This window comes from Rhodococcus ruber (assembly GCF_027270735.1).
Lineage (GTDB): Bacteria > Actinomycetota > Actinomycetes > Mycobacteriales > Mycobacteriaceae > Rhodococcoides > Rhodococcoides rubrum_A.
Genome location: NZ_JAPWIJ010000001.1, coordinates 324,008 through 344,330, shown reverse-complemented (window position 1 = coordinate 344,330; position 20,323 = coordinate 324,008). Strand labels below are relative to the sequence as shown.

The 20,323-nt window shown below is 62.6% G+C and carries 28 protein-coding genes and 1 pseudogene; 9 read left to right on the top strand and 20 right to left on the bottom strand.

The features are described from left to right. Window positions 1–32 precede the first annotated feature (32 nt). A complete protein-coding gene (locus O4220_RS01715; protein ID WP_269601823.1) occupies window positions 33–503 on the bottom strand; it encodes a nuclear transport factor 2 family protein in 471 nt (156 codons plus the stop codon). Between the two features lie 60 nt (window positions 504–563). Here O4220_RS01715 and O4220_RS01710 point away from each other — a divergent pair, with 60 nt between their 5' ends. Beyond that, complete coding sequence (locus O4220_RS01710; protein ID WP_269601821.1) at window positions 564–932, top strand: glyoxalase; 369 nt, start codon at window positions 564–566, stop codon at window positions 930–932. Between the two features lies 1 nt (window position 933). On the opposite strand, the gene O4220_RS01705 is transcribed toward O4220_RS01710, so the two are convergent. From O4220_RS01705 to O4220_RS01695, 3 genes are all read right to left on the bottom strand, one after another. Further along, the gene (locus tag O4220_RS01705; protein ID WP_269601820.1) at window positions 934–2,250 is read right to left on the bottom strand and encodes a CitMHS family transporter; all 1,317 of its coding nucleotides are present in this window, start codon (window positions 2,248–2,250) and stop codon (window positions 934–936) included. A 3-nt stretch (window positions 2,251–2,253) separates the two neighbouring features. Next, complete coding sequence (locus tag O4220_RS01700; RefSeq protein ID WP_269601819.1) at window positions 2,254–3,363, bottom strand: isocitrate/isopropylmalate dehydrogenase family protein; 1,110 nt, start codon at window positions 3,361–3,363, stop codon at window positions 2,254–2,256. Between the two features lie 114 nt (window positions 3,364–3,477). Then, window positions 3,478–4,380: a LysR substrate-binding domain-containing protein gene (locus tag O4220_RS01695; RefSeq protein WP_269601818.1), complete on the bottom strand. Its 903-nt coding sequence runs from the start codon at window positions 4,378–4,380 to the stop codon at window positions 3,478–3,480. 37 nt (window positions 4,381–4,417) lie between these two features. On the opposite strand from O4220_RS01695, the gene O4220_RS01690 reads away from it, so the two are divergent. Together O4220_RS01690 and O4220_RS01685 are read left to right on the top strand one after the other, a co-directional pair. Then, window positions 4,418–4,918 (top strand): tetratricopeptide repeat protein, encoded by a 501-nt coding sequence (locus O4220_RS01690; protein ID WP_269601817.1) that lies wholly within the window; start codon window positions 4,418–4,420, stop codon window positions 4,916–4,918. Then, window positions 4,915–5,291: pseudogene (locus tag O4220_RS01685) on the top strand (PPOX class F420-dependent oxidoreductase). The gene O4220_RS01690 and the pseudogene O4220_RS01685 overlap by 4 nt, the downstream one beginning before the upstream one ends. Before the next feature lie 81 nt (window positions 5,292–5,372). Here O4220_RS01685 and O4220_RS01680 read toward each other — a convergent pair. Both O4220_RS01680 and O4220_RS01675 read right to left on the bottom strand, forming a co-directional pair. Continuing rightward, on the bottom strand, window positions 5,373–5,828 hold the full coding sequence (locus tag O4220_RS01680) for a DUF3237 domain-containing protein (RefSeq protein ID WP_269601816.1): 456 nt from the start codon (window positions 5,826–5,828) through the stop codon (window positions 5,373–5,375). 1 nt (window position 5,829) lies between these two features. Continuing rightward, a complete protein-coding gene (locus O4220_RS01675; RefSeq protein WP_269601814.1) occupies window positions 5,830–6,357 on the bottom strand; it encodes a phenolic acid decarboxylase in 528 nt (175 codons plus the stop codon). Window positions 6,358–6,416: 59 nt separating this feature from the next. Between O4220_RS01675 and O4220_RS01670 the strand changes: the two genes are divergently transcribed. Then, a complete protein-coding gene (locus O4220_RS01670) occupies window positions 6,417–6,860 on the top strand; it encodes a MarR family winged helix-turn-helix transcriptional regulator (RefSeq protein WP_269601813.1) in 444 nt (147 codons plus the stop codon). A 102-nt stretch (window positions 6,861–6,962) separates the two neighbouring features. Here the strand turns inward: O4220_RS01670 and O4220_RS01665 are convergent, their stop codons facing one another. From O4220_RS01665 to O4220_RS01655, 3 genes are all read right to left on the bottom strand, one after another. After that, window positions 6,963–7,454 carry a hypothetical protein gene (locus O4220_RS01665; RefSeq protein WP_269601812.1) on the bottom strand — a complete coding sequence of 164 codons (492 nt, stop codon included), beginning with the start codon at window positions 7,452–7,454 and terminating at the stop codon, window positions 6,963–6,965. 139 nt (window positions 7,455–7,593) lie between these two features. After that, window positions 7,594–8,463, bottom strand: coding sequence for an AraC family transcriptional regulator (locus O4220_RS01660; RefSeq protein WP_269601811.1), 870 nt, complete (start codon window positions 8,461–8,463; stop codon window positions 7,594–7,596). An 88-nt stretch (window positions 8,464–8,551) separates the two neighbouring features. Then, window positions 8,552–9,412 carry a helix-turn-helix transcriptional regulator gene (locus tag O4220_RS01655; protein ID WP_269601809.1) on the bottom strand — a complete coding sequence of 287 codons (861 nt, stop codon included), beginning with the start codon at window positions 9,410–9,412 and terminating at the stop codon, window positions 8,552–8,554. A 120-nt stretch (window positions 9,413–9,532) separates the two neighbouring features. Here O4220_RS01655 and O4220_RS01650 point away from each other — a divergent pair, with 120 nt between their 5' ends. Next, window positions 9,533–10,612, top strand: a complete 1,080-nt coding sequence (locus O4220_RS01650) for an aldo/keto reductase (protein WP_269601808.1) — start codon at window positions 9,533–9,535, stop codon at window positions 10,610–10,612. Here the strand turns inward: O4220_RS01650 and O4220_RS01645 are convergent. Genes O4220_RS01645 through O4220_RS01635 form a run of 3 tightly spaced genes read right to left on the bottom strand, consistent with a single transcriptional unit; the run spans window position 10,599 to window position 12,420 of the window. Then, window positions 10,599–11,078: a GNAT family N-acetyltransferase gene (locus O4220_RS01645; protein ID WP_269601806.1), complete on the bottom strand. Its 480-nt coding sequence runs from the start codon at window positions 11,076–11,078 to the stop codon at window positions 10,599–10,601. The genes O4220_RS01650 and O4220_RS01645 overlap by 14 nt on opposite strands. Next, window positions 11,075–11,257 (bottom strand): hypothetical protein, encoded by a 183-nt coding sequence (locus tag O4220_RS01640; RefSeq protein ID WP_269601805.1) that lies wholly within the window; start codon window positions 11,255–11,257, stop codon window positions 11,075–11,077. Before O4220_RS01640 ends, O4220_RS01645 begins: the two co-directional genes overlap by 4 nt. Next, a complete protein-coding gene (locus tag O4220_RS01635) occupies window positions 11,254–12,420 on the bottom strand; it encodes a hypothetical protein (RefSeq protein WP_269601804.1) in 1,167 nt (388 codons plus the stop codon). Before O4220_RS01635 ends, O4220_RS01640 begins: the two co-directional genes overlap by 4 nt. Before the next feature lie 195 nt (window positions 12,421–12,615). Here O4220_RS01635 and O4220_RS01630 point away from each other — a divergent pair, with 195 nt between their 5' ends. After that, a complete protein-coding gene (locus O4220_RS01630) occupies window positions 12,616–13,341 on the top strand; it encodes an HAD-IA family hydrolase (RefSeq protein WP_269601803.1) in 726 nt (241 codons plus the stop codon). A gap of 50 nt (window positions 13,342–13,391) precedes the next feature. On the opposite strand, the gene O4220_RS01625 is transcribed toward O4220_RS01630, so the two are convergent. Both O4220_RS01625 and O4220_RS01620 read right to left on the bottom strand, forming a co-directional pair. Further along, the gene (locus O4220_RS01625; RefSeq protein ID WP_269601802.1) at window positions 13,392–13,856 is read right to left on the bottom strand and encodes a MarR family winged helix-turn-helix transcriptional regulator; all 465 of its coding nucleotides are present in this window, start codon (window positions 13,854–13,856) and stop codon (window positions 13,392–13,394) included. A gap of 29 nt (window positions 13,857–13,885) precedes the next feature. After that, on the bottom strand, window positions 13,886–15,016 hold the full coding sequence (locus O4220_RS01620) for a Cmx/CmrA family chloramphenicol efflux MFS transporter (RefSeq protein ID WP_269601801.1): 1,131 nt from the start codon (window positions 15,014–15,016) through the stop codon (window positions 13,886–13,888). Between the two features lie 210 nt (window positions 15,017–15,226). Here O4220_RS01620 and O4220_RS01615 point away from each other — a divergent pair, with 210 nt between their 5' ends. Beyond that, entirely contained in the window at window positions 15,227–15,877 is a 651-nt protein-coding gene (locus tag O4220_RS01615; protein WP_269601800.1) for a hypothetical protein, read from the top strand. Window positions 15,878–15,888: 11 nt separating this feature from the next. Here O4220_RS01615 and O4220_RS01610 read toward each other — a convergent pair whose 3' ends face one another. The 3 genes from O4220_RS01610 to O4220_RS01600 form a co-directional block, all read right to left on the bottom strand. Next, entirely contained in the window at window positions 15,889–16,101 is a 213-nt protein-coding gene (locus tag O4220_RS01610; protein WP_094616168.1) for an oxidoreductase, read from the bottom strand. A gap of 16 nt (window positions 16,102–16,117) precedes the next feature. Next, a complete protein-coding gene (mraY, locus tag O4220_RS01605) occupies window positions 16,118–17,188 on the bottom strand; it encodes a phospho-N-acetylmuramoyl-pentapeptide-transferase (protein WP_269601799.1) in 1,071 nt (356 codons plus the stop codon). A 115-nt stretch (window positions 17,189–17,303) separates the two neighbouring features. Further along, entirely contained in the window at window positions 17,304–18,128 is an 825-nt protein-coding gene (locus O4220_RS01600; protein ID WP_269601798.1) for a helix-turn-helix transcriptional regulator, read from the bottom strand. A gap of 50 nt (window positions 18,129–18,178) precedes the next feature. Here O4220_RS01600 and O4220_RS01595 point away from each other — a divergent pair, with 50 nt between their 5' ends. Together O4220_RS01595 and O4220_RS01590 are read left to right on the top strand one after the other, a co-directional pair. After that, the gene (locus O4220_RS01595) at window positions 18,179–18,556 is read left to right on the top strand and encodes a VOC family protein (RefSeq protein WP_269601796.1); all 378 of its coding nucleotides are present in this window, start codon (window positions 18,179–18,181) and stop codon (window positions 18,554–18,556) included. Then, window positions 18,537–18,962 (top strand): VOC family protein, encoded by a 426-nt coding sequence (locus O4220_RS01590; protein WP_269601795.1) that lies wholly within the window; start codon window positions 18,537–18,539, stop codon window positions 18,960–18,962. Before O4220_RS01595 ends, O4220_RS01590 begins: the two co-directional genes overlap by 20 nt. Before the next feature lie 4 nt (window positions 18,963–18,966). Here O4220_RS01590 and O4220_RS01585 read toward each other — a convergent pair whose 3' ends face one another. From O4220_RS01585 to O4220_RS01575, 3 genes are read right to left on the bottom strand one after another with little or no spacing between them, the layout of a single operon-like run. Next, entirely contained in the window at window positions 18,967–19,359 is a 393-nt protein-coding gene (locus O4220_RS01585; RefSeq protein ID WP_032401616.1) for a VOC family protein, read from the bottom strand. Further along, a complete protein-coding gene (locus tag O4220_RS01580; protein WP_269601794.1) occupies window positions 19,356–19,877 on the bottom strand; it encodes a DUF664 domain-containing protein in 522 nt (173 codons plus the stop codon). The genes O4220_RS01585 and O4220_RS01580 overlap by 4 nt, the downstream gene beginning before the upstream one ends. A gap of 34 nt (window positions 19,878–19,911) precedes the next feature. Continuing rightward, window positions 19,912–20,265 carry a PLD nuclease N-terminal domain-containing protein gene (locus O4220_RS01575; RefSeq protein WP_269601793.1) on the bottom strand — a complete coding sequence of 118 codons (354 nt, stop codon included), beginning with the start codon at window positions 20,263–20,265 and terminating at the stop codon, window positions 19,912–19,914. Window positions 20,266–20,323: the final 58 nt, after the last annotated feature.

Genomic DNA, 20,323 nt, shown 5'->3' with positions numbered 1-20,323 from the left:
AAGTGGTGCACCGGAGGAGTGGACGGGCGATTTCAGAGTTGGCGGAGCTTCTTCTCGAATGCGTCGATGCGTGTGGTGTCCTCGAAGAAGTCTTCCTGCGAGACGATTTTTCCCCAGCTCGTACGGACCAGCAGTACTGTGCGGTTGCTGTATAGCTCGGTGCCCTCGGCTGTGTGGGCGTGGTCGTCGAAGCGCGCGAGCAGGGTCATGCGCCACGGTGCGCCGCCGCTGTAGATTTCGGTGATCTGACCCTTGATGCCGGCGGCGACGAAGTCCTGGAAGAACTTTTCGATGGCCGGTCGGCCGCGGTGGGTACCAGACCAGCGGCTGTCACCGTCGGCGAATTTGAGCACCGCATCTCGGTGGAACGACGACAGCAGGGGACGGTAGTCGCCGTTGTTCAGTGCCGCGATGTCTCGCTGCAGCTTGAGTGTCAGCGCTCGCATCACCAGGAGCTTGACTGCAAAGGCCGTCGAGACGCCGGCCAGAAATCTCAGTTGCATACCCATACGTTTGCCTACCGTTCACCGACGTGTCAATCGAGATGGCGGTACGTTCGTTCGATGATTCACCATGTGCAGGTCGCATGTCCGGCGGGCGGCGAGGACCGCGAGCGTGAGTTCTACGCGGGTGCGCTCGGCTGGCAGGAGATCGCGAAGCCGCCGCTGTTGGCTGTCCGCGGGGGCTGTTGGTTTCGTGTGCCGGGGGTGGGCGGTCCCGATGGTGAGGTACACGTCGGCATCGAGGACGACTTCCGGCCGGCGCGGAAGGCTCATCCGGCCTTCGTCGTCGATGTCGATGCCACTGCCACGGCGTTGGTGTCTGCCGGCTATCCGGTGGACTGGACCGACTCGGAAGAGATCCCGGGGCGTCGACGGTTCCACACCAGCGACGGGGTGGGCAATCGCATCGAATTCGTAGCAGGACAATAGATCACAGACCCACCGAGATCGCTCCGGTCAGTGTCGCGAAGACGATGTACATCAGCGACGCGGCCAGTACCCACAGGAATGCGAAGCGTTGGAAGTCGCCCAGTGATGCGCGGACCAAGCCGAGCAGAACCCACAACGGTGCCGACGCCGGTCCGATCGAGTGAGCCATCTGTCCGATCACTGCGGCGCGCGCCATCTCCTCCGGTGGGATGGCGTACTGCGCAGCCGATTCCGCGAGGACCGGCACGATTCCGAAGAAGTAGGCATCGTTGGCCATGAAGAAGCTCAACGGTATGCCGATCAGCGCGGCTGCGGCAGGGATCATGCCCTCGGCACCGTCCGGAACCAGCGAGATCAGCGCGTCGGCCATGGCGGTGGTCATACCGGTCTCGGTGAGTATGCCGGTGAACACGCCGGCACCGAGGACCAATATGACGACGGGGACGGCGTTGGCAGCATGCGATCGGATCACCTCGCCCTGAACGGAGGGCTTGGGGTGATTCACGATCAGCACGATGATGAATCCGAGCATGAACAGCACCAGCAGGTCTGCAACCCCCAGCACCAGCAGCACCAGCAGTGTCACCGTGAGTGCTGCATTGACAAAGGTTCGCCAGGTTGCCTTCGTCAGAAGTGTTCCCTCCGAGCCGTCTTCGTGCCCGCCGGAGGACACGTGTGCGGTGACTTCGGCGACGCGTTCCGGAGAAATCTTCTTACGTGCGCTGCGCCCCAACAGGTACGCAAGCCCGATGATCGCCGCAGACATCAGCAGCATGGCCGGCAGCATGTGCACGAAGTAGTCGGTGGCATCGATCTGCAGCACGCTGATCGCTCGGGTGGCAGCCCCACCCCACGGTGTGGTGCCGGATATCGTCCCGAGAGCCATCGTGGCAATTGTGGCAATCACCAGGGGGTTGATTCCAAGCTTGCGATAGATGGGCAGAAACGCAGAGCAAATGATCATGTACGACGTCGTGCCGTCGCCGTCGAGTGCGACCAATAGTGCGAGAACCGCTGTGCCGACGCAGATCTTGACTGGATCCCCGCCGGACAGTCGGATGATGCCGCGTGAGATGGGGTCGAAGAGTTTGGCGTCCATCATGATTCCGAAATACAGAACGGCGAAGAGTAGAAGAATTGCTGTGGGAGCGACGGTCTCGATGCCCTCCGCCACCATCTCGGGCAGTTCTGCGCCCTGACCGCTGATCAGCAGAACGACGATGGGGATGGTGACAACGGCTACGAGCGCCGTCGCCCACTTCTTGATGACGACCAGCATGAAGGACGCAAGGGACAAAAATCCCAGTACTGCCAACATGATTCAGATCGCCGAATCGAGATGGTCGATCACCGCGCGTGTGAAGTGCTCGGTGGTTGCGGTTCCGTGGAGGTCCGCGGTGCGCGTCTCGGGCCTGCCCACGGCTGTGTCGATGGCTCGATGAATCGATTGTCCGGCTGCAGAAAGTCTTTCGTCTCCCCGCTGCTGACCGATCCAGTCCAGGAGCATGGCTGCAGAACCGATCAAGGATGCCGGGTTGGCGATTCCTTGCCCAGCGATGTCGGGTGCCGATCCGTGCTGGGCTTGCGCAACGGCATGACTGTCGCCGACGTTGAGCGACGCTGCCAGCCCCAAGCTGCCCGAGAGTTCGGTCGCCTCGTCGGACAGGATGTCCCCGAACATGTTGGTGGTGGCGATGACGTCGAACGACTCCGGTCGACGGATGAGCAGAGCGGCGACTGCGTCCACCAGTAGCTCCTCGTAGTCGACGTCGGGAAAGTCCTGCCGGACGGCCCTGGCCGCCTCGAGGAAGAGCCCGTCGCTCAGCCTGAGAACGTTGGCCTTGTGTACCACTGTGACCTTCGATCGACGCGTCTGCGCAAGCTCGAAGGCGCGCCGCACGATTCGTTCGGAACCGTGGCGGGTCACCTTTCTGACGGCAAGGGCGAGGTCCTCCGTCGGCATGAACTCACCGCCACCGGCAAACATGGTGCGGTCGGCGTAGAAACCTTCGGTGTTCTCCCGGGCGATCACCAGGTCGAAGCTCTTCCCGAGCGGATTCGGCAGAGCCGAGACGGTCCTGGCCGGACGAATGTTGGCGTACAGGTCCAACTCTCGCCGTAGAATTCCCGACGGGTTGACGCCACCTTCCGAGGCCGGGGGATAGTCCAGATGCGACACCGGGCCCAACACGACGCCGTCGGCTGCGCGTGAGATGTCGACGATGGCGTCGGGCATCGTCGTACCCGATGCGCGAAGTGCGTCGAATCCGATGGTGCCGTCGGTGAAGGTGGCCGTGATGCCGTTGCGTGCGAGCGCGGCCTCGACGACGGAGACCGTCGCGACGCTGATCTCGGGACCGATGCCGTCTCCGGCGAGAACCACCAGTTCGACGGCGTTGGGACGGGGGTCTGCGGAATGTCCGGATGTCACGATGTCTCCATGTGTTCACGTCCGCACCGTTGCGGACTCGGTCGTTGTTGTGACCTGTCGCATACCTTGCCGGGCTGCGAGCGTGAAGACCAGAGACTGTTTCTTACATCTGACTTAAGTAGAATTCATGGCTGCGAATAGCGCGGCGAGGACCGATCCCATGGCGTCCGTCGCGGGAGTCGCCTTCCGTTGATCGAGTCGGCACAGGAGGACTCGCCGTTTCGACAGTTCGTCCAGGGCGATGGAGTCGACGCCGTCGCGCAGGTAGCGAGTGGTCATTGCGGGTGCCACGGTGAGTCCGAGCCCGGCGGCCACCATTGCTTGAGACTCCATGTAGTCGTTGGATTCGACCAGGACCCTCGGCTCGAAACCTGCTCTGCGACAGGCTGATCGGAACATCGTGGTGATGGGGTGCTGCGATGCGCGAACGATCCATTGCTCGTCTGCGAGCGATTCGAGCAGAACCGGACCTCCACGTGACCAGCCCGCTGGAACGAGAAGGACGGTGGCGTCGTCGGCGATGACCTCGGTCTCGACGTCGTCGACCACCATCGGCAGTTCCGGGTAATCCCATGCCAAGGACAGATCTACCTCACGGCCCAGCAGCATGGCGTGGAGGTCGCGCAGTCGTGACGACCGTATGCCCAGGTCGATTCCCGGGTGCGCCGAGCGAAAGGCTCCCATGACGTCCGGCAGAAGAGATGCAGCGAAGGAAGGGAAGACGCCGAGGGTGACGTGGCCGCTGCGGGCGTCGAGCAGATCGTCGAGGTCGGCTCGCAGGGCAGACAGTTGCGTGTCGATCGCCGCCGCCCTCGCGGCTACGAGCCGACCGGCCTCGGTGAGTCGCACTCCGCGCGCGTGTCGCTCGAGTACCGGGGTTCCGACGATGGCCTCCAGTCTTTTGACCTGCTGCGACACAGCTGAAGGCGTGAACATGAGACGTTCGGCAGCAGCCGTCATCGACCCGCTGCAGTCGATTTCAACCAGTAACTTGAGCAGGGACAGTTCCACATCCATCTGTCGAGACTAAGCGGTGTCTGCGACGATGGAGCGCGTGACGACAGGGGGAGGCAACGTGGACCCGCTCATGGCGTTCTGGCGCGACGCGGACGACGCTGACCCAGACCGGATGCGAGTCGAGATGGAGCACTTGCTTTCGGCCGCATCGTATTCGGATGCTCGAGTGTTGTTCGAGCGTGCATCGCTCGACGACTTCTTGGGCGACGAAGCGGGTGCGATCCCGCTGTACCAAGCTTCCCTGTCAGCTGGGCTCGACGGCGACCGGGAGAATCAAGCCCGGATCCAATTGGCAAGCTCCTTGCGCAATGTGGGGCGATTGCGCGACGCGCTGCAGGTGCTGCACAGTTTCGAGTTCTCGAACGAATACATCTCTGCACGTGACGCATTCGTGGCGCTGAACTTCTGGGATATGGGGGATGCTGCGCAGGCGCTACGTAGTGCGCTTCAGGCCGCGAGCCCGGCGACGGGGAGATACCGTCGAGCAATCGGGGCATACGCGGCCGAGTTGTCCACACGACCTGAAGGGAATCCATGACCGACAGCGCATTCGATCCACACGACCTTCTCGAGCAGAGCCGAATCGGAGTGCTGGCCACCATCAAGTCCAGTGGACTTCCGCAACTGTCGCCGGTGACGCCGTTCTACGATCGCGCCGCCGAGATCCACGTGCCGCTCTCGAAGTGACCAACGCCGACGGCTCGGCATGGGCAACGGCGGAAGGAACCGTCACCCTCACCGGCCCGGGTACGTCACCGAACAGCCCCGAAATCGAGGCCCTGGTCGACTACTACCGCGCCGCGGCCGGTGAACACCCTGACTGGAACGAATACCGAGCAGTCATGGTCGCCGACCGACGAGTGTTGGTGACCATTTCTGTGACCCACGTGTACGGCCAGTCCCTCGCCTGACCCCCCTCGAGTCCACTAGATGTGACATCGACCGCCGAAAAGGCCACCGAAGGTGACATCGAGTGCAGGTCACCCCACCGCTCAGGTGACCTGATACACGTCCAGCTCGACGGAGTTCGGCAATCGCTGGCCGGATCCGAGAAACAGTCGTTCGTTCATCCAAGTGAGGCGGCTTGCGGCCGACGACAGGCGTGGTTGGCTTCGGAAGTAGATCCGTTCGGGGGGCACATGTTCACCGCGGACAAGTGCGTCGATGTCATCTTCGGCACCACTTCGTATGCCCAGGTTGTGTACGGCGATTCGTTCGCCCGCATCGGTCTCGAGCCCGTATCTGGCGTCCAACTCGGTGAGTGTGGCCGTGCGGAGAATCTGGTGATCCGCTCCGCCGGGCAGGACTCGACCGCGCAGTAGGGGGCCCTCGACGGTCCCGCCGAGGATCGGCACGAGGCGACGGTGACCATCGACCACCTCGCCCATGTCGATCGGTTCGCCCACGGTCACCGACAGATGTGCGACGAAGATCAGCTCGGGGACCACGTCAGTTCGTTCGGTCGGCGAACCCGTCGGGCAGATCGGTGGGCGCGACCGACACGATCGTTTCGTCGTCGATACCGACGTGCTCGAACAGAGTGATTCGGGCAAATTCGGGGACCACGTAAATGGGGTAGGTCGGTCCGGCATCACGGTAGGAGCGCATCTCGTCGAGATGATCATTTTGATACAGAACGGTTTTCGTACCGTCCAGCTCGATCCACTGAGGGAAGAAGATCGTGCCGTGCAGCCGTCGCTTACCGGGAATGACGTTGACGACGACGGATGTTCCGGTGGGTTCGTTCCAGGAGATCTTGTAGACATCGTCGTCGAGTTGGACGAGATCGACCTCCTGATTCTTGACCCATCGTCCGCCGACCATGCCGGTGTGGATGCGGTAGTCGATGGTGGTCGCGTTCTTGACGTACATCTCGTACTGCCAATTGTTCGCGTAGGTGTAGATGAAGCGGTGTCCGACGATGCCGCTGAGGTCTTGAGTCGGAACAGGGTTGTGGACGGTGGTGTCTGCGCTCATAAATCTATTTTGTCACAAAATCATGTTTGCGGCAAAACTAGTTGTGGGACCATCGAACAATGCACTCCACCGCGATCGAACTCGGTCGACACTTGGGACCCCTGCGACGGTCGTTGATTCGCGCGACGAGAGAGGCCGCCCAACTACCGGACATCCCCGATTCGCACATCGAGGTCATGAGAGCCCTCGTCGCTGAGCCGTCTATGAGCCCGGGGAGCCTCGCCGCACACCTGAACCTGGCTCGATCCACCGTGAGCAATCTGATCAAGGCAATGGTCGACGCGGAACTCGTCGAAAGATCGGTCTCGTCGGATGACCTGCGCGGGGCGGCCCTCACAGCGTCACCGAAGGCAATTCACCTCCTGGCCGAATACGACGCGGTCAGCTCTCGAGTGCTCTCCGACGCGCTCGACGAACTGACCCCGGACGGTCGTCGAGCACTGTCTGCGGCTACCTCAGCTCTTGCCGAGCTCACGACGATCTTGGCTCGCCGACCTTCCTGATTTCAACGGCCGGGATCCTGTAGTCCACTCGATGTGCCATTGACCCCCGAAAAGGCCACCAAATGTCACATCGAGTGCGCCGCGCCTCCGTAGTACGAGGGGTCAGCTACCGGTATTCAGATCCCGGACCAGACGAGGTGTGCGTAACTGGCCGACGGTCGACAGCCAGTTGCGCGCGGGATAGGACAGTCGAATCACGAAGTAGTTGACGTATTCGATGACCCCGAAGAACCAGATGGCCAGAACTCCGAGACCGGTACCGAGGTTATCGGGGAGCCACACCATCACTCCCAGTAAACCGCCGACCAGCAGCGCGAGGTCTACTCTGCGAAAAGCGCGGTAGATATTGCGCAGGGAAGGCGGCATTGGGTGACGCTCGACCCAGGAGCGTGCCAGCAGCCAATAGATTCCCGCCTGCACCAGCACGACCAGCAGTGGGATCAGCGCGAACCATAACGCCAGACGGCCTTCCTCTTCGAGCCTCGGCACCACGATGGCAAGTGCAATCGTCAGAAACACCCCGGCTGCGGCCAACTCTCCCAACCCCAGGGACAAATATCGACGACGCAATACCTGCCGTCGACTCGTGCCCATACAGCCAGATTAGCGAAAACTGGATGTTGGACCCCCTCGCGCAGTCCACCGAAGGTGACATCGACCCCCGAAAAGGCCACCGAAGGTCACATTGAGTGCTGAGGGAAGGAGGGTGCGAGCGAAAGAACGGACGCAATGGCTAGTGGCTTCGTCGAACCGGGATCCACAGTTCTCCCGCACCCGAGGACCAGTCGGGGGAATTTTCGGTGACCGTGAGAATTTCCGGTCCAGGGATTGCTTCGTAAGGGTTGGAGGGGAACCATTCGCCGAAGGCGTCGGCCCAGAGTTTTTGGAGTACGGGTGCCAATGCGGTGTCGCTGTGTGCCTCGAATACCGCCCAGGTCGATGCGGGGACGGCGAGGGTGTTCCATTCGGGGGGTGCGGTCGATGTGGTGGCGACGGCGAAGTAGTAGTCGAAGAGACTGCCGTCCTCGCGTTGGGGTTCGAATCCGTCGCTGACGAACAGGATCTCGGGGAGTTCGGGTAGGTCGGCGAGTTCACGCAGTCGGTCGCCGGTTCCCGGGGCCAGGCTTCGGTGGAATTCGGTCATTGCGGTGTTCTCGCCGCTGAATCGAAGTGGGATTCGGGTGGTTTTGCCGACGATGTGGAATGGCGGCAGTTCGGTGATGCGGTATCGCATTGTGCTTCGTCCTTCGATGGTCAGGTGGAATGTCACTGCTTGTCGGGAACGAAGGATGGCCCCGGGTCGGCGTGCCTGAGATGGTGTGACGCCGTGCAGATCTCGGAAAGCTCGGGTGAATGCATCTGCCGAGTAACCGTATTTGGTCGCAACGTCGAGTACGCCCTGTCCGTCGAGGATCTCCGCTGCCGCCAATGTCATTCGGCGTTGTCGGATGTACAGCGACAGCGGGATCCCGGCGAGGGCCGAGAACACGCGTCGGAAGTGGTATTCCGAAGTCAGTGCGATGCGAGCGAGCTCGGTTGTGTCGATCTCGTGGTCTAGATTGTCCTCGATGTAGTCGAGTGCTGCGTTCCATCGCTCGAGCATGTGCCGCCAGACCTTCCCTCGTTCTGACCGAAACGATAGGCAGAAACGGCAGTGCAAACCCGACTTTCTGTGCCCGGCACAGTCGGATTCAGATGGTGTGCAAGTGCCGCTGCGATCGCTGCGCGCTCAGGCGTCCCAGTTCGGACAAGGCAGCACCAGATTGCGCGTCCGCCGGACGGTAGACGATGAGCCTCAGGTCCGGGTCGCCGAGTGGAGTGAGCACATCGAAAGTCACGGTGATCGGCCCGACAAGTGGATGCCGCATCGGTTTGTCACCTCGGTTCCGCACGGAGACTTCTCGGGACCGCCAGTAGCGGGAGAATTCCGTGCTCTCTCGTTCGAGTTCCTCGATCAACGCTGCCAACGCGGTGTCGTGTGAGTGGTTCACCCAGGCAGCCCGCAGGTCGGCCACCGCACCTCGGACCACGTCGTCACGCGCCTCGTAGAATCCATCGAACCGGCTGTCCAGGAAACACATTCGAAGAACATTGCGGTCCGCGACGGCTCGCCGGTCGATGTCGAGCAGAAGCGCGGCCATCATGTCGTTCGTGGCCAGGATGTCGAGTCGGTGATTCAGCACCATCGCCGGCAGTGGGGCGACGTCGTCGATCAGTTGCCGAATGCCGTCGGGTACCTGCTGGGCGGTGGTCTGCTCGGGTGCACGGTGACCGGCGAGAGTGAACAGATATCTCGTCTGATCGGTGGATAGTTTCAAGGCGCTCGACAGCGATTGCACCACCTGGGCGGATGGTCGAACGTCCCGTGCCTGTTCGAGCCGAATGAGGTAGTCCACGCTCACCCCTGCCAATGCAGCGACTTCTTCGCGCCGCAGACCGGGCGTGCGCGAAGCCCCTATTCGCGGTGGCAGACCGACGTCCGACGGGATCAGCGCCTCGCGCCTGGCACGCAAGAATGCTGCCAGCTCGTCTCGACCCAACTGCGTACTCACCCGATCCACGGTAGGCCACTTCGGTGCGATCAGCCTGGTACCGCCCTTCCCAGGATGATCTCGTCCTTCCTGTTTCCCGACGGGGCAAGGACGGTGAGTAGGACCGCACACGAAGGAGACATGACCATGACACGCATGGACGAGTACAGGTTGCTGGGCCGCTCCGGCCTTCGAGTATCACCACTCTCGCTGGGAGCCATGACATTCGGAACCGCCTGGGGCTGGGGTGCAGATGAGGGCGACTCGAGAAGAATATTCGACGCCTACCTCGATGCCGGCGGAAACATTGTCGACACCGCCAACATCTACACCGACGGCCAGTCGGAGCAGTATCTGGGCCGATTTCTCCGGGGCCGCCGCGATTCGGTCGTCGTCGCAACAAAATACGCGGCGACGCGTGATCCGTCCGACCCTAATGCAGGTGGCGGCGGTAGAAAGAGCCTGCGCGGTTCTGTCGAAGCAAGCCTGCGGAATCTCGGCATCGACCACATAGACCTGCTGTACCTGCACGCATGGGACGGCATGACGCCCAGTGACGAGATCATCGCCGCGCTCGGTGAGCTGGTCCGTTCGGGAAAGGTTCTGTACATCGGTATTTCCGATACACCGGCATGGGAAGTCGCGCGCATGCAGACCACAGCGGAGCTGCGCGGCTGGCCGTCGTGTGCGGCCCTCCAGGTGGAGTACAGCTTGATCGAACGGACCACCGAGCGGGAATTGCTGCCGATGGCAGCGAATCTCGGCATCGGTGTTGTTCCATGGGCCCCGCTGGGTGGAGGAGTGTTGACGGGGAAATACACTGCCGCAGATCTTGCGACGGCCGGTTCCCAGAGTCCAACAGGGACGCGTCGCGATCACGCGAAGGCCAACGGAACGTTGACCGTGCGCGGGCTCGAGATTGCGGATACCGTCGTCGACGTCGCGAACGAACTCGGCGTGACCGCTGCTCAGGTGGCGTTGGCATGGTCTCTTCGGCATCCGTCGGTGGTAAGTTCGTTGATCGGGGCGCGCACGTTGGAACAGTTGCAGCAGAACATTTCTGCGCTCGATGTCGTATTCGACCGATCGCAGCTCGACGAACTGCATGCAGTCAGCGCAGTCGATCCCGGGTTTCCCCACGAATTTCTGACGCGCCCCATGGTGCGTGGCGTCACGACCGGCCGCACCACCGTTCGTCCCCGGCCTGTCAGGACGTGGTAGGCCAGTGCGCTGGCCGACGCCGATAGGTCATGGGATCCCCATCGTCGACGAGTGCGAACCCGGCCCGCTCGAGAACCCGACGAGAGGCAACGTTCGCCCGATACACCTGCGCTGCCAGCGGTAAACCAGAGGCATGCTCTTGCGCGTGAACGAGGAGTTCGCCCGCGTAGCCGAGACCCCAATGGTCCGGATGTACCCAATAGCCGACCTCCAGGTGGTCGGATCGACGAATGATGCTGAGCAACCCCACGCGCAGCGATTCCTCGGTAGTTCCGACGAACCACCTCTGCACGTCCGGATCGCGGCTGCCCGTCGCGCTCAGTGCGAGCGCAAGTCGCTGATCGAAATACGTCTTGGTCCAGGGGTTTCCGTCGCCAACCCATCGAACTACCTCGACGTCCGACGCCATCGAGAACAGGAACTCGGCGTCGGACCGAACAGCCGGCCGCAGCAGGACCACCGTCACAACTCTTCGACCTGTGAGGTCCTGTCACCGCCTGCATCGCCGGTATCGGCAGTGTCACCGGGCCCGAGTACGACGTCGTAGTCGTTGATGCCGGCGAGTCGGCGCGGTTGCCAGGGCTTGTCGATCACACTCAGCGCCTCGACGACGTTGCGTGCCTCGGCGTCCTTGCCCATGTTCATGGGTTCTGCCTTTCGTCGTCAGCCGATCGACCGTCAAGAAGAACTCTACCGTCGATCAGCTCGGATGCAGGACCGATGTGAACAGCTCGATACACTCTGTCGCGCAGCAGGTTTGCCTCTCGGTCGGTGAGAGTGCGCCCGATCGGCCGCAGCGTGATCCGGATCAGCGCATTGACCTGGTTGGAACCGAGACCGAGTCGGACGCGGGCTGCGTCGGGCAGATCGTCATAGGTTGTGACGGAGAGTAGCTCCACGGATTCGAGTAGTTCACCGTCCCCGTCCAATGCGGTGCGAATTGCGTCACCGAGGAGTTCGCCGTCGATGCTCTCGTGAACTACGACAGAAATGTCACGCCGAACAGGCGGCATGTAGGACACCGGTTGCCACCGTTCCAAGTGAAGCATCTGGCTTCGAATTCGAGGATCTTCGGCGCGCAACAGACGAATGTCGTCGATCCCTTTGCGCAGCATCAACGCGCGGTCCAACCCCATTCCGAGTGCGAGGCCGGACCACCGAGTCGGGTCGAGGCCACTGCGCTGCAACAATTGTGGCGAGATCGAGCCGCACTCGGCGAGCTCCATCCAGGCGTCGCCGATGCGCACGTCGATCTGATGGCCACCCCGGGTGTACGGGTGGTCCGCGGGCACCGCCCGCCACTCGGCGTCGGGAAGGACGGAGCGGACAACCGACTCGATCATGGCCGACAGGTCTTGATCGGTGAGGTCGGGCCGGGACACCAATCGCCACAGATCGACTTGATGAGGCGCACCGACATGCGTTCGGTCGATGGCATCGCGCCGATAGACGCGGCCGGGCAGAACGACGAGTCGATCGACATCCGATGCGTCGTCCATCTGCTGGAGGATCCATGGGATGTATGCGGATGTGTGACTGCGCAGCATCACGTTGGGACCGAGGTAGCGCGAATACCGTCGGTCGCGGGTGACGGCATCGGCATCGAAGCCGAGCTTGTCGTAGTTGTCCTGCACCGGTACAACGGCACCGAGACGTAGAACGTCGGTGTCCGTGTTCCACATGTGTGTGAGATTCTCGACCACAGCGGTCAACAGGAGTTGCATCGCGTGTGCGCCTTGGTCCGGGTCGGTCAGGTCGCGAATCGAGAGATTCTGAATCAGTTGGGAATTGGAGATATAGCTCTTCATGTGAGTGTCCTCTGTCGATCGACGGTTGGGATTCCCTCGACCGAGTCGGACGTCAGGACTTCAGCGGTGCACTGGGCTGACCCGACGACCGATACCCGGTCGAGGGCCTGTAAATCGCAGTACGATGCTCATGACCTGTAGACGGTATCGACGCGAGCAGTTGTTCGCTACCGAATTCCGAGGAGTGCCTGCCAGATGAACCTCGCCGACTACGACGTGCTGAGCTTCGACTGCTACGGAACGCTGATCGACTGGGAGGCCGGGATTCTGAGCGTTCTCGGTGCCTGGGCGGAGCAGTCCGGTGCGGCCCTGTCTCGAGATGAACTGCTCGTGGCATTCGGGGTGAACGAGTCTCAGGCGCAACGAGATTTCCCCGCGATGCTCTATCCCGGGATTCTCGCCGAAGCTTTCGTGCGCACCGGTGACGCCCTGGGAATCCCCGTATCGGAGGACTGGACGAACCGGCTGGGATCGTCGGTACCGGACTGGCCTGCATTTGCGGACTCCGCCGAGGCGTTGGCGAGTCTCGCCCAGAACTACAAGCTCGTCATCCTGTCCAATGTCCACCGCGAAGGCTTCGCCGGCAGCAATCGCCGGCTCGGCGTTCGGTTCGACGCTATCGTCACCGCCGAGGACGTGGGGGCATACAAGCCGGCCGCCAACCACTTCGACGCAATCGATGGAGTTCTCGACAACCTCGGCGTGCCCAGGTCGCGTCTGCTCCACGTTGCGCAAAGTCTGTTCCACGACCATGTTCCGGCCAAGCGTCACGGCATCTCCTCGGTGTGGATCGACCGGCGTCACGACCGACCCGGTTGGGGCGCAACTCCGGAGCCCACGGAGAAGTACAGCTTCGACATGAGATTCCCGAGCATGGCTGCCTTCGCAACGGCTGTCGGAACGGCAGTGGACGATGCGTAAGCCGTTCATGCTCATCGGTTTTGGATGGTCCGCATTCGAGGCAGCTGATCTCACCAGTGCCAGGCGTCGCCCCCGACGTTCTCGATTGTCTGCTGCAACACTCGAATTGCGGTGACGAACTCGTCCTGACCGATGCCCTGCATGCGCTCGTCCTGCAGCATCTGCTGAACGTCCGACGCCCGTCGGAATTGTGCTTCACCTTCCGGGGTGAACGTCACGCGTGAATTCGATTCCTCGATCCAACCTTTGGACCGTGCAGAGTCGATGGCCTCGACGATTGCCTCCGGGGTGTCGTTGTGGCCGATCTTCTCGATCGTCGCTTCCCTGTCGGCCCCTGTGGGGTGCAGCGAGATCTGATGCAGGAGCCACCATTCGGGTTGGGTGATACCGATGTCGTGGAGGGCGCCGCGGGTACGTGCTCGGATGGCTTCGCCGGCGCGGGCGGTCCAGAATCCGATCGGCTGTCGCTCGGGTGGCTGCATCGGTGGTCGTTGTAGGGGTGCGTGTGTATTCATGAAAGCGACAGTAGAACCTCAACTACGCTTCAGGTCAACAGGACAGACGCCACAAGAGCCATACCGGCCAAGACTGCGCTGGCGGCAAGTGGTCCGATCGGTCCGAGTGCTGAGCTGTAGACCACTCCACCGAGAGCAGGCCCGGCTGCAGCACCGATGTTCAAACTCGCTGTCGCGTACGAACCCGACATCGTGGGCGCACCCGCCGCGTTGCGCATCACCAGGCTCACCAGTGTGCTGCCGAGGGCGAACGACAGTCCGCCCTGCACGAAGGCAAAGACCAACACGGCGACCGGGCACTGCGACAGCAGCGCGAACAGGCACCAGCCGACGAGAAGCGCTGCGCAGCCTACAGACACGATCGTCGTTGCGTAGCGGTCACCGAATCTGCCCGCTGCCCACACTCCACCCAGCGCGCCGATCCCGAACAGCGCAAGCACCACTGGCACCATCGCACTCTGCAATTCCGCTCGTTCGGTGACGACCGAAGCCAAGTATGTGAACGCGCAGAACGTGGCACCGTTGACGAGAATACAGAGAGCGAGGATGCGAATCAGGGGATATCGCTGCAAGACAGCAAATTCCGTAGTCAGTGAACCACCGGATCGCCGGTCCTGTGTGGTGGGTGCAGCGACGGTCACGGCGATGAGGGCGGGAACCGACAGCAATGCCACCCCCCACAGCGCGGCGCGCCAATCCAGAAGTGCCCCCACCAGCGTGCCGGCCGGTACGCCGACCACCAAGGCAAAAGTGGTGCCGGCCAGGATGGTGGCGATGGCGCGCGAGAGGCGGTCGGGTGTGACCAGCGCTGTGACCATGGCCAAGGTGAGGGCCAGAAACCCGGCGTTGGCGAAGGCGGCCAGCACCCGAGAGGCGAACAGCACCGGATAACTGGATGTGGTTGCGCCGATTACATGCATAGCGATGAAGATCGCCAAGAAGGTGGAAAGTGCGGCACGGGGTGGTAGCCGACGTGTCGCAACGGCCATGACCGGTGCGCCGACGACCATACCGACGGCGAATGCCGAGGTCAGCATCCCCGCACTGGGAACCGTGGTGTTCAGGTCGGTGGCGATATCGGTGAGCAGGCCGGCGAGCATGAACTCGGACGTTCCCTGGGCGAAAACTGCAGTGGCGAGCAAGAATACGAGCGGTGGCATGGAGGGTTCTCCGAATGTGAGACGGGTCCAGGACAGGTGGACCGGCACACGGGTGCTCACCGAACGTGTCGTGATCGAGTGCTTCGGTTTTGTCGAGCTACCGGGGTGCCGGTAGCTCGAATCTGGATGCCTCGGGTGAACTCACGGCTTCACCGTAACGCGACTTCCCCTCCGACGCCACCGAGTTCCGTCGTGGGTAAAGTCCCGACCGTGGACAGCCCATCAGGGAAAGGCCTCGTGGCGGTACTCGCCGCTGTCGGTGCCTCGACAGGCGCTGCGGCAGCGGTGGTCTGGCACGTTGCGGTTGCCGGCCCACCGGATGTGGGCGTGATCTACATTCGGCCGAGTTGGTTCCCGATGACGCTCTATCTTGTTGCAGCAGGGATAGTGACAGGTCTGGTGGTGGCGTCGTTTGTCGTCGATTCGGGTCTGCGCATCGTCCGGGATCGTGAACGCAGCCGCATTCACCTGTTCGGATTGTTGATCGTCGTGGGTGCGGCACTGGGAGCGGGCAGTGCACTTGCCTGGACGCATTGGCCACCGCAACCTACTGAAGTGGTTGTCATGTCGCCTGTGTGGCCTCGATACTTCGAGAGCCACGGCGGCGCTGCCGGACTTCACCAATCGCCTTACGGCGTCGCCATCGGAGAAATTTCGGTTGACCCCGATGTAGATACCAACTCCGCCACCATCATTCTCGACAGTGAAGTCATCCCACCGACCTTCACCCCCACCATAGGCAATCCGTGGCTGGTGTTCCCGGTCGGCGGCGTACTTGTTGCAGCGTCGGCGGCACTCACTCTGTCGCTGAGAGACTTCCGGCTGAGCGTGGTGTCGCGCTCGGACCCGGACGCCGGGTAACGAGGCCGGAACTATTCGTCCGTGCGAAGTTCGTCGACCAACGTGAACAGTCGCTCCAGGTAGTCGCTGTGAAACACCTCGGTAGCGCGGATCTTGGCATCTCCGTCGAGGCCGAATTGAAGGTTGACGAGTTCGACCCCGATGGCGACGCGTCGAGCATCGAGTTGTTCGAGTTCGGCGGCGAGCGCGTCGACCTTGGCCACCGGAGACAATTCGTCGGTCATATCGGAATCGTAGAGGTCAGCCGACGGCCGCGAGGAATTCGCTGTAGAACAACCCGAGCCCCAGCGCCGATGCGATCGCGGCGAAGAGCCACAGCCGGATGATGACCGTCGTCTCCGCCCAGCCGCCCAACTCGAAGTGGTGGTGGATGGGCGCCATCCGGAAAGGCCGCTTGCCGGTGCTCTTGAACGAGGCGACCTGAATGACGACCGACGCGACTTCGGCCACGAAGAGGGCCCCGAAGACGAGGGCGATCAGCTCGGTCTTGCTCACGATCGACAATCCTGCGAGCAGTCCGCCGAGGGCGAGCGACCCGGTGTCGCCCATGAAGATCTTGGCCGGGGCGGCGTTCCACCAGAGGAACCCGATACAGGCACCCGCAGCGGCGGCGCAGACGACGGCGAGGTCGAGTGGATCGCGCACCTGGTAGCACCCGGCGACGGAATTGGTGGCGCACGACTGCCGGTACTGCCAGAACGTCATCACCGTGTACGCGCCGAGGACGAGGGTCATCGACCCTGCGGCCAAACCGTCGAGCCCGTCGGTGAGGTTGACCGCATTGGACCACGCGACGATGAGGAAAACACAGAACAGCACAAACACGATGGGGGCCATCGTGAAGAACGTCGATTGGCGCACCAGCGAGAGTTCGACGTTGCCCGGCGTCAGCCCGTTCCCATTGCGGAACTGCAGCGCCAATACTGCGAAGATCACCGCTGCACTGATCTGCCCGACGTACTTGCCTGTCGCTTTGAGGCCCAGGCTTCGTTTCATGCGGAGCTTGATGTAGTCGTCGAGAAAACCGACGACGCCGAGAGCAGTCGCGAGACCTAGGATCAACAGGGCGGACGCCGACGGGCCGTCGCCGCCCATCGCCACGAGGTGGGAGCCGAGATAGCCGGCCCACAGACCGACGATGATCGCGACGCCGCCCATCGTCGGCGTCCCTCGCTTGGCTTGGTGGCTTGCGGGGCCCTCGACGCGAATCTCCTGGCCGAAGCCCTGCCGGGTGAACAGCGCGATGAGAAACGGCGTCAACAGAATCGAGACCGCCAACGCGATACCGCCGGCAACGAGAATGTTGATCATGCGATGGAGCCCACTCTTCCTCTGTGCTGCTGTTCCCCGCCCGGTACTACCGAGCACCGCGGGATACTGTGCCAAACGAATCGGCAAAAGTCCCAATGCGTGACGAAGGCGTTACTCACAGTTGATACGAACTCGGTGGCATTCCCACCAGTTCGGTGAACTCACGGGTGAAGTGCGCCTGGTCGAACCAGCCGTACCGCGCCGCAAGGTCTGCCAGGGGACCCGAGTAGCCGTCGTCGAGCTCACTGAGCGCATCGTGAATGCGATACCGGCCGAGAACCCACTTCGGCGTCGCTCCGACATAACGCTCGAACAGCCGCTGCACTCGCCGAGTGCCGATACCGCAACGCTCTTCGACCTGGGCGACGCGAATCAGCGTCCGATCTCCCAGCATGGTCCCGATGATGTCCAGAACGACCTCGTACTCCGGCTCGACCTCCGGTGCGTAGGGCGTGAGAACCGCGTCGACGACGGTTCGGCAGTGGTCGGCGTCCAGATGTCCGCCCAGTTCCGCCAGGGCGTCGACGGTGTCGGTCCGGAACGGAGTGGGCGGAGCCACGTGGACGTCGCGCAGGCTTCGAGCCACAGTTCCCGTGAAGGCCGCGTAACCGCCCGGCCGGAACTTGACGCCGAAGACCCAACCGGATTCGGCCAGCACGACGTCGAAGCGGCGTGTGAGCACTCCCGTCACCACCACCGGGTCGACGACGCCTTTCCTGGTCCAGCCGTGTTCGACGCTGAGCGTGCAGGCAGGGTGCGGGAGCGTCGAGCTGCGGTACGAGGTGCCGGGCGGCAGATTCCACCGAAGCTGCCAGTAGTTCTCGACCCACGGTTGCAACTCCGCCGTACACGGCAGCCGTACCAGGTCGACGTACTGTGCCAGCTGATCCGGCCGCAGGACGCCGGACTGGGTGGCTGTCGCGTTTTTCCTATCCGGCACGGGCGTCAGTGTAGGAGTCTGGTCCGACACCCGCTGTTGAGGAGGAGACAATGACCGAGACACCCGTGGCCACGCTGAAGATGGTCACCCTGGACTGTGCAGACCCTGTGTCCAACGCGAAATTCTGGTCGTCGTTGTTGGGCTGGAGCGTCGTACATTCGGAGCAGGAGTACGCGATGCTGCAAGGTCCGAGCAGTGCGCTCGGATTCGGTCGCGTCGACGACTATCAGCCGCCGTCGTGGCCCAATGCGAACGGCAGCAAACAGTTTCATTTCGATCTTGCAGTCGAGGATCTCGACGCCGCGGCGACGGCCGCCGTGAAACTCGGGGCGACCCTGCCCGACGACCAGCCGGGTGAGACCTGGCGCGTGCTGCTCGACCCGGCAGGGCATCCCTTCTGCCTGACAAATGCCGCGAACTGGGGCTGACGCGGTTAGCCTTGGCGTCGTGAAACCACGTCTGGCAGGAATCGAAATCGTCGTCGCCGATATGGCTGCCGCGCTGGCGTTCTATCGCGTTCTGGGACTGGATATTCCGGCCGACGCCGACGCCGAGCAACATGTCGAGGTAGATCTCGGCGGCGTTCGGTTGTTGTTCGACCTGCCCTCCACGATCACCTCTTTCGACCCGACGTGGACACCGCCCAGCGGCGGTCATCGTGTTGCGCTCGCCTTCGATTGCGGTTCGGCCGCCGGAGTGGACGCGGCGTGGGCAGCGGTGACCGAGGCGGGGTACACCGGCCACCTGCAGCCGTGGGATGCGTTCTGGGGGCAGCGTTATGCCGTCGTGCACGATCCCGACGGCACCACCGTCGACCTGTACGCGAACGTCTGAGTTGTCAGCTCGCCGGAGCGATGATCTGAATCAGGTTTCCGCAGGTGTCGTCGAATACCGCAGTGATCACCGGGCCCATCTCGGTGGGCTGCTGAGTGAACCGAACGCCGAGGCCGATGAGCCGATCGTATTCTGCTGCAACACTGTCCACCGCAAACTGCGTGAACGGGATGCCGTCCGCGAAAAGCGCATCCTTGAAGGGCGCGGTTGCGGGATGACCGCTTGGCTCGAGCAGCAACTCAGTGCCCTCCGGATCCTGCGGTGAGACGACCGTGAGCCAACGATCGGGGCCGCCCATGGCCACATCGTGTTTGACGACGAAGCCCAGTACCTCGGTGTAGAACGTCAGAGCCTTGCTCTGATCGTCGACGAAGACGCTGGTGATGTTGATTCTCATGCCGGTCCCTCACCTCTCGGCCCGCCGGCCAGTTCGACTGCGACGTCGAGGTGGCCGAGGTGACGGGCGTATTCCTGGAGTACATGGAAGCAGATCCAGATCAGAGTCGGCCTCTCATCGGTGAATCGTCCACCAAGAGTGGCCAAGTCGTCCATCCGGTGTGAGCTCAGCACCTCCTCGGTGAGCCTGGCGCCGTCGTCGAGCCTGGTCAGCAGGGTCTCGGCGTCCACATCGGCCGGCACATGCCACGAACCGTCCTTCTCGTCACCCCACGGCGCGTCGACTGCCCTGCCGAGAAACCCCCAGACGAACCAGCGCTGCTCCATATGCACCAGGTGCGTCAGCATCTGCAGCGGCGTCCACTCCGAGGGAACGGTTGTGGTGGTCAGGGAATCGCCGCTCAGGGCAGTGATTCGCCGAACCAACTCGCCGCGATAGAAGCGTAGGTACTCGCGAAACAGGTCGGCGGGATCGGACAAGACGGAACTCGGTTCGGGAAACGTCGTCAACTTGGCCATGGTGTCTATTCCGCGTGCACTGGGGATTGTGGTCTCATTCGCTCGTGCGCTGCTCGCGGGCGATGCGGCGCTGCTCCTCGGCACGGGCGCGGCAGCGGCGTAGGAACTCCTCGTCGCTTTCCTGCGACTGGGCGACGGCCCGGCCGGGTTTGGCGTCGTACTCGGGGTAGGCCGACGCGGTGCGCGGGGCACCGCTGCCACCCCAGATGCCGCCGCCTTCGGGTCTTCCCACGACGAGCCACGCGATGGAGCCGGCCAACGGCAGGACGATGACGAGCAGCAGCCACACTATTTTCGGGAGGTGGCGGATACCGGAGTCGTCGGCGGTGATGACGTCGATCAGACAGAAGATCGCCATCAGCATGATCAGCAGGCCGAGGTACGGCACGGGAGTCCTCCAGGGTTTCGAGACCGTGCGGTCGGTCTACCGCGACTATCAGATCACT

Bases quoted from the DNA above. Each gene is read 5' to 3' on its own strand.
- O4220_RS01715 (WP_269601823.1), bottom strand. From the start codon at position 503: ATGCAACTGAGATTTCTGGCCGGCGTCTCGACGGCCTTTGCAGTCAAG.
- O4220_RS01710 (WP_269601821.1), top strand. From the start codon at position 564: ATGATTCACCATGTGCAGGTCGCATGTCCGGCGGGCGGCGAGGACCGC.
- O4220_RS01705 (WP_269601820.1), bottom strand. From the start codon at position 2,250: ATGTTGGCAGTACTGGGATTTTTGTCCCTTGCGTCCTTCATGCTGGTC.
- O4220_RS01695 (WP_269601818.1), bottom strand. From the start codon at position 4,380: ATGGATGTGGAACTGTCCCTGCTCAAGTTACTGGTTGAAATCGACTGC.
- O4220_RS01675 (WP_269601814.1), bottom strand. From the start codon at position 6,357: ATGAGCGCAGACACCACCGTCCACAACCCTGTTCCGACTCAAGACCTC.
- O4220_RS01670 (WP_269601813.1), top strand. From the start codon at position 6,417: ATGCACTCCACCGCGATCGAACTCGGTCGACACTTGGGACCCCTGCGA.
- O4220_RS01665 (WP_269601812.1), bottom strand. From the start codon at position 7,454: ATGGGCACGAGTCGACGGCAGGTATTGCGTCGTCGATATTTGTCCCTG.
- O4220_RS01660 (WP_269601811.1), bottom strand. From the start codon at position 8,463: ATGCTCGAGCGATGGAACGCAGCACTCGACTACATCGAGGACAATCTA.
- O4220_RS01650 (WP_269601808.1), top strand. From the start codon at position 9,533: ATGACCATGACACGCATGGACGAGTACAGGTTGCTGGGCCGCTCCGGC.
- O4220_RS01640 (WP_269601805.1), bottom strand. From the start codon at position 11,257: ATGAACATGGGCAAGGACGCCGAGGCACGCAACGTCGTCGAGGCGCTG.
- O4220_RS01635 (WP_269601804.1), bottom strand. From the start codon at position 12,420: ATGAAGAGCTATATCTCCAATTCCCAACTGATTCAGAATCTCTCGATT.
- O4220_RS01630 (WP_269601803.1), top strand. From the start codon at position 12,616: ATGAACCTCGCCGACTACGACGTGCTGAGCTTCGACTGCTACGGAACG.
- O4220_RS01625 (WP_269601802.1), bottom strand. From the start codon at position 13,856: ATGAATACACACGCACCCCTACAACGACCACCGATGCAGCCACCCGAG.
- O4220_RS01620 (WP_269601801.1), bottom strand. From the start codon at position 15,016: ATGCCACCGCTCGTATTCTTGCTCGCCACTGCAGTTTTCGCCCAGGGA.
- O4220_RS01610 (WP_094616168.1), bottom strand. From the start codon at position 16,101: ATGACCGACGAATTGTCTCCGGTGGCCAAGGTCGACGCGCTCGCCGCC.
- mraY (WP_269601799.1), bottom strand. From the start codon at position 17,188: ATGATCAACATTCTCGTTGCCGGCGGTATCGCGTTGGCGGTCTCGATT.
- O4220_RS01595 (WP_269601796.1), top strand. From the start codon at position 18,179: ATGACCGAGACACCCGTGGCCACGCTGAAGATGGTCACCCTGGACTGT.
- O4220_RS01590 (WP_269601795.1), top strand. From the start codon at position 18,537: ATGCCGCGAACTGGGGCTGACGCGGTTAGCCTTGGCGTCGTGAAACCA.
- O4220_RS01585 (WP_032401616.1), bottom strand. From the start codon at position 19,359: ATGAGAATCAACATCACCAGCGTCTTCGTCGACGATCAGAGCAAGGCT.
- O4220_RS01580 (WP_269601794.1), bottom strand. From the start codon at position 19,877: ATGGCCAAGTTGACGACGTTTCCCGAACCGAGTTCCGTCTTGTCCGAT.